This window comes from Elioraea sp. Yellowstone (assembly GCF_006704265.1).
Classification (GTDB): Bacteria; Pseudomonadota; Alphaproteobacteria; order Acetobacterales; family Acetobacteraceae; genus Elioraea.
In genome coordinates this window covers 1-5,774 of record NZ_VIKA01000185.1, presented here as the reverse complement: position 1 = coordinate 5,774, position 5,774 = coordinate 1, and the positions used below count along the sequence as shown (strand labels likewise).

The window sequence follows — 5,774 nt, the reverse complement described above, 5'->3', positions numbered from 1 at the left end:
GCACCGCCGTCGGCACCGGCGGGATCGCGGCGATCCCGCGCACCAGCGCGTCGAGCCACATCCCGGTGCCGCCGCACAGGATGGGCGTGCGCCCGGCCGCGCGCACCTCCGCCATCGCGGCGAGCGCGGCGGTGCGGAACCAGGCCGCATCGGCCGGCTCGGCGGCGCTGCGCACGCCGTAGAGAAGATGCGGCACACGCGCCTCGTCCTGCGGCGTCGGACGCGCGGTCAGGATGCGCAACTCGCGGTACACCTGCATCGAGTCCGCGTTGATCACCGTCCCGCCGACGCGCTCGGCCAGCGCCAGCGCCAGCGCCGACTTGCCCGACGCGGTCGGGCCCGCGACGATCACCGCGCGGGGCAGATCGTCATCCGCCACCGCTTGCCCCGCCACCACCGTCCCTCCAAGGTCGCCGCATGGACCACGTCCTTACGCTGATCGCGCCGGCCGGCGGGCCGGTGCTCGACCAGGCGCATCTTCACGCCGCGCGCGCCGCACTCAAGGCGCTCCGCGCCACGGTCGGCACGCCGCGCTGGCTCAAGCCGGGCGAGGCGGTCGACCTCCCTTTCGCCGGGATCGCCCCCGGCGAGGCCGCGGCCGCCGCGCGCGCCGCCCTCGGCGCCGCGCCGATCGATCTCGCCGCGCAACCCACGGAGGGACGACGCAAACGCCTGCTCGTCGCCGACATGGACAGCACCATCGTCACCGGCGAGACGCTCGACGAGCTCGCCGACTGCGCGGGACTGAAGGACCGCATCGCCGGGATCACCGCGCGCGCGATGAACGGCGAGCTCGACTTCGCCGCCGCGCTGCGCGAGCGCGTCGCCATGCTGGAGGGGCTGTCCGCGGAGGCGCTGGAGCGCACCTATCGGCGGATCGCGATCACCCCCGGCGCGGCGGCGCTGGTCGCCACCATGCGCGCGCATGGCGCCGTCTGCGCCCTCGTCTCGGGCGGGTTCCGCTTCTTCACCGCGCGCGTGCGCGACCGGCTGGGCTTCCATCTCGACCGGGCGAACGAGTTGATCGTGGAGGACGGGCGGCTCACCGGCCGGGTCGCCGAGCCGATCCTCGACAGGGACGCCAAGCTCGCCACCCTGCGCGGCCTCGCCGCCGAGCGCGCCTTGCCGCTGTCGGCCGCGCTCGCGGTCGGCGATGGCGCGAACGACCTGCCGATGCTGCAGGCGGCCGGGCTCGGCGTCGCCTTCCGCGCCAAGCCGAGCGTGGCGGCGGCCGCGCGGGTGCGCATCGACCACGCCGATCTCACCGCCCTGCTCTGGCTCCAGGGATACGCGGAGGAGGAGATCGCCGGGGCGGATGCCCTCGACCCCCGATCACGCTGAACGCGCGATCGGGCTCCGATCCGCCCCGCGGCGTTCAGCCCCGTCCGACGGGTACCGGCACGTAGCGCATGCCCTGCTGGCCGTCGATCAGCAGCAGCACGTTCTGACGGCCCGACTGGCGGACGCGGTTCACCCGCTCCTGCACCTCGGCCGGCGTCGAGACCGCCTCCTGCTGCACCTCGACGATCACGTCGCCCGCACGGATGCCGCGCTCGGCCGCCGGGCTGCCGGGCGCCACCTCCAGCACCAGCACGCCCTTCACGTCCGCGCCGAGGCTGAACTGCTCGCGCAGCTCCGGGGTGATCGCGGAGAGCTTGAGACCCGTGCCCGCGAGCTCGGCCGGGCGGCCGGCGCGATCCTGCGGTCCCGGCGTCGCCGAGGCCTGCTCGATGTTCTCGGGCAGTTCGCCGACCGTCACGGTGACCGTCATGCGCCGGCCGTTGCGCCACACCACGACCGGGACCTGCGCGCCGATCCGCGTCTCGGCCACCACGCGCGGCAGGATGCGCATCTCGCGGATCTCCTGGCCGTTGAACTCCAGGATGATGTCGCCGTTCTGGATCTCGGCCTTGGCCGCCGGCCCGCCCTCGTTCACCCCCGCGACCAGCGCGCCGCGCGCCCCGCCCGCGAGCCCGACGCTCTCAGCGATCTCGTCGGTCACCTGCTGGATGCGCACGCCGAGCCAGCCGCGGCGCGCCCGGCCGTACTCGCGCAGCTGCGCGATCACGCCGGTGGCAAGCCGCGAGGGGATGGCGAAGCCGATGCCGATCGATCCGCCGGTCGGCGAGAAGATCGCGGTGTTGATGCCCACCACCTCGCCCGCCATGTTGAACAGCGGCCCGCCCGAGTTGCCGCGGTTGATCGCGGCGTCGGTCTGGATGAAGTCGTCATAGGGGCCGATGCGGATGTCGCGCCCGCGCGCCGAGACGATGCCCGCCGTCACCGACCCGCCCAGTCCGAACGGGTTGCCGATTGCCAGCACCCAATCGCCGATCCGCAGGCTGTCGCTGTTGCCGAAGGTCACCGGGGTGAGCGGCTTGTCGGACTTCACGCGCAGGAGCGCGAGATCGGTGCGCTGGTCGCGACCCACCACCTCGGCCTTCAGCGTGGTGTTGTCGGTGAGGATCGCGCTGATCTCGTCGGCGCCGTCGATGACGTGGTTGTTCGTCACGATCAGCCCCTCGCCGTTCTCGTAGGCGATCACGAAGCCGGAACCGAGGCTCTGTGCGCGCCGCGGCGGCAGCGGCGCCTGCGGGCCCTGGCCGCGCTGCTGGCGGTCGAAGAACTCGCGGAAGAACTCCTCGAAGGGCGAGCCGGGCGGGAACTGCGGAATCTCCGGACCCTGGCGGTCGCGCCGCGGCGTCACCGTCTGGGTGGTCGAGATGTTCACCACCGAGGGGAGCAGCCGCTCCGCCAGATCGGCGAAACTCTCGGGCGCCGGCCGGGCCTCCACCGGCGCAGGTGCCGGGATGGCGGCGGCGAGCCCCAGGGCCAGCGCGGCGGCGACGGGACGGATCATCAGACGCATGAGTGGTGTGCCTTCTTCGAGCGACGCACGCCCGCGGGGCCGGCGCCGGAGCCTCGTATATGGACCAGCCGTGCCAGGGCCGGAAGGTCCTGCCGGGACCCCTCCCGTCCTTCTGATCCTGCCGGCCGCGCCCTCGTGCCGTTCAGAACGCGCCCGCGGCGAGCACGGTCAGCGCGCCGAGCCCCGCGGCCGCGAACCCGACCGCGCGCAACCGCGTCTCCGGCAGGGCGATCAGCCAGGCGAGCGCGCTGCGCGCCAGTCCGGGGAACAGCGCATAGAGCAGGCCCTCGGCCGCGAGCACGAGGCCGAGGGCCGCCACCAGCGCCGCAGGCGTCATGGCCGCCGCGGCGACGCCTCAGCGCGCCTCCGCCGCGCGCACGTCCTGCGGCAGCTCCTTGAAGAAGCGGAAGAAGTCGCTGTCGGGGGTCAGGATCACCATCGCGCGCCCCTCCTCGCCGAAGGCCTCGCGATAGGCCTGCAGGCTGCGCCAGAAGGCGAAGAACTGCGGGTCGCGCTGGAAGGCCTCGGCGAAGATGCGGATCGCCTCCTGCTCGCCCGAGCCACGGATGATGTCGGCCTGGGCCTGCGCCTCGGCGAGGATCACGGTGCGCTCGCGCTCGGCACCCGCGCGGATGCGCGCGGCCACCTCGGCGCCCTCGGCGCGCGCCTCGCGCGCGACGCGCTCGCGCTCGGTCTGCATCCGGCTCAGGATCGCCTGGGTGTTCTCCTCCGGCAGGTCGGTGCGGCGGATGCGCACGTCCTCGATCTCGATGCCGAAGCGCTGCGCCTCGCGGTTCACCTGGTCGCGGATGGCGGTCATGATCCGCGTCCGGTCGGCCGACAGGACGGAGAGCAGCGGCTCGTTGCCGAGCACCCGGCGCAGCGCCGAGGGCACGATCGAGCTCAGCCGCGCGCGGATCGCCGCCTCGCCGAAGCCCACGGTCTGGTAGTACTCCAGCGGGTCGCTGATGCGGAACCGCGTGAAGGTGTCGACGATCAGGCGCCGCTGGTCGCCCAGGATCACCTCCTCGCCCGGCCCCTCGTAGTCGAGCAGGCGCCGGTCGAAGCTGATCGTGTTCTGGATGAACGGGATCTTCGCGTGCAGCCCGGGCTGGGAGATCACCCGGACGGGCTTGCCGAACTGCACCACCAGCATCTGCTCGGTCTGATGCACCGTGAACAGCGTGGAGAACAGCAGCACGGCCGCGACGACGACGCCGATCGCGCCGCCGATGAGGGTCTTCTGGTTCATCGCTCCTGCCTCCTCAGCGCGGCGAGCCGGTGATGCGCGCGGACGGCGCGGGGATCCCCCCGCCCGGCGCGGAGGGCAGCGGCTGCGGCCGGTCCGCGCCCGGCTGCCCGGTCTGCCGCGCACGGTTGAGGTCGTTGAGCGGCAGGAACGGCACCAGGTTCTGCACCTTGTCGTCGACCAGCACGGTCGAGCTCGAGCGCAGGATCTCCTCCATCGTCTCTAGATAGAGGCGCTGGCGCGTCACGTCGCGCGCCTGGCTGTAGGCGGCGAGGATCTGGGTGAAGCGCTCGGCCTCGCCGCGGGCGCGGGCGATCCGGCCCTCGCGGTCGCCCTGCGCCTCCTGGACGAAGCGTTCCGCTTCGCCGCGGGCGCGCGGGATGATGTCGTTGCGGAACGCCTCGGCCTCGTTGCGCAGCCGCTCGCGGTCGGCGTTGGCGCGCTGCACGTCGCGGAAGGCGTCGATCACCGCCGCCGGCGGGTCCACCTTCTGCAGCTGCACCTGTGCGACCTCGATGCCGGCGCGATACTGGTCGAGGATCGCCTGTGTCCCCTCCCGCACCGCCTGCTCGATCTGCGCGCGCGCCTCGGTCAGCGCGGGCTGGATCGGCGTCCGTCCGATCACCTCGCGCATCACGCTCTCGGCGGCGGACTTCACCGTCTGCTCGGGATTGCGGATATTGAACAGGAACTCGCCGGCGTCGCGGATGCGCCAGAACACCGCGAAGTCGATGTCGATGATGTTCTCGTCGCCCGTGAGCATGAGGCTCTCCTCGGGGACGTCGCGGCTGATCTCGCGCGTCGCCACCGGACGCATCCCCTCGACCGGGCTGCGGAAGCCCACGTCGATGCGGTTGATGCGCGTCACCCGCGGCGTGGTCACGGTCTCGATCGGATAGGGCAGCGCGTAGTTCAGGCCGGGCGGGGTGGTGCGGTTGAAGGCGCCGAAGCGCAGCACCACGCCCTGCTCGTCGGGCTGGACGCGGTAGAAGCCGGAGAGCAGCCAGACGCCGACCAGGATCGCGGCCAGGATCGCGAGTCCCTTGCCGCCGCCGAAGCCGCGCGGCAGGAAGCGGCGCACGAAGTCCTGGCCCCTGCGCAGGATCTCGTCGACATTGGGCGGCTGCGGCAGGCCGGGCCCGCCGCCTCCGCCGCCCCACGGCCCGCCCGATCGGCCGCCGCCGCCCCAGGGTCCGCCGCCCCCGCTGTTGTTGGTCCACGGCATGTGTTGCTCTTCCCAGCCTGAGTGTTCCGTTGGAAGCCGATCCGGCCCGCCCCATATGCCCCGCCTGGGGCGCGCGCTGGGCGGGAACTGCGCGTCGGCTGCGCCGACCACGCCGGCATGTCCGCGGGATATGGACGGGATTCGGAGGGTTTTCAAGCGATGACCGAGGCGACCGAGGCGGCCGTGCGCGAGGCGCTGGCCACGGTGCGCGACCCCGAGAGCGGGCGCGACATCGTCTCGCTCGGCATGGTGCAGGGACTGAAGGTCAGGGACGGGCTGGTGGCCTTCGCGCTTGAAGTGCCGCGCGAGCGCGCCGAACGGATGGAACCGATCCGGCGCGCCGCCGAGAAGGCGGCGGCGGGCGTGCCGGGCGTGCTGAACGCGACCGCGGTGCTGACCGCGCACCGGCCGGCGGCGCAGCCGGCCCGGCC

At 73.3% G+C, this 5,774-nt stretch carries 7 protein-coding genes; 2 read left to right on the top strand and 5 right to left on the bottom strand.

From position 1 onward, the window contains the following. On the bottom strand, nucleotides 1-379 hold a 379-nt coding region (locus tag FK498_RS16930), incomplete at its 3' end, for a tRNA (adenosine(37)-N6)-dimethylallyltransferase MiaA (RefSeq protein WP_237560992.1). A 38-nt stretch (nucleotides 380-417) separates the two neighbouring features. Between FK498_RS16930 and serB the strand changes: the two genes are divergently transcribed. Next, complete coding sequence (gene serB / locus FK498_RS16925; protein ID WP_141856634.1) at nucleotides 418-1,341, top strand: phosphoserine phosphatase SerB; 924 nt, start codon at nucleotides 418-420, stop codon at nucleotides 1,339-1,341. A gap of 34 nt (nucleotides 1,342-1,375) precedes the next feature. Here the strand turns inward: serB and FK498_RS16920 are convergent, their stop codons facing one another. The 4 genes from FK498_RS16920 to hflK form a co-directional block, all read right to left on the bottom strand. After that, nucleotides 1,376-2,869: a DegQ family serine endoprotease gene (locus FK498_RS16920; protein ID WP_141856632.1), complete on the bottom strand. Its 1,494-nt coding sequence runs from the start codon at nucleotides 2,867-2,869 to the stop codon at nucleotides 1,376-1,378. Nucleotides 2,870-3,011: 142 nt separating this feature from the next. Continuing rightward, nucleotides 3,012-3,206 (bottom strand): DUF2065 domain-containing protein, encoded by a 195-nt coding sequence (locus FK498_RS16915; RefSeq protein ID WP_141856631.1) that lies wholly within the window; start codon nucleotides 3,204-3,206, stop codon nucleotides 3,012-3,014. Between the two features lie 18 nt (nucleotides 3,207-3,224). Then, on the bottom strand, nucleotides 3,225-4,121 hold the full coding sequence (hflC, locus tag FK498_RS16910) for a protease modulator HflC (RefSeq protein WP_141856629.1): 897 nt from the start codon (nucleotides 4,119-4,121) through the stop codon (nucleotides 3,225-3,227). A 13-nt stretch (nucleotides 4,122-4,134) separates the two neighbouring features. Further along, entirely contained in the window at nucleotides 4,135-5,343 is a 1,209-nt protein-coding gene (gene hflK / locus FK498_RS16905; RefSeq protein ID WP_141856627.1) for an FtsH protease activity modulator HflK, read from the bottom strand. 159 nt (nucleotides 5,344-5,502) lie between these two features. Here hflK and FK498_RS16900 point away from each other — a divergent pair. Next, on the top strand, nucleotides 5,503-5,774 hold a 272-nt coding region (locus FK498_RS16900), incomplete at its 3' end, for an iron-sulfur cluster assembly protein (protein WP_141856625.1).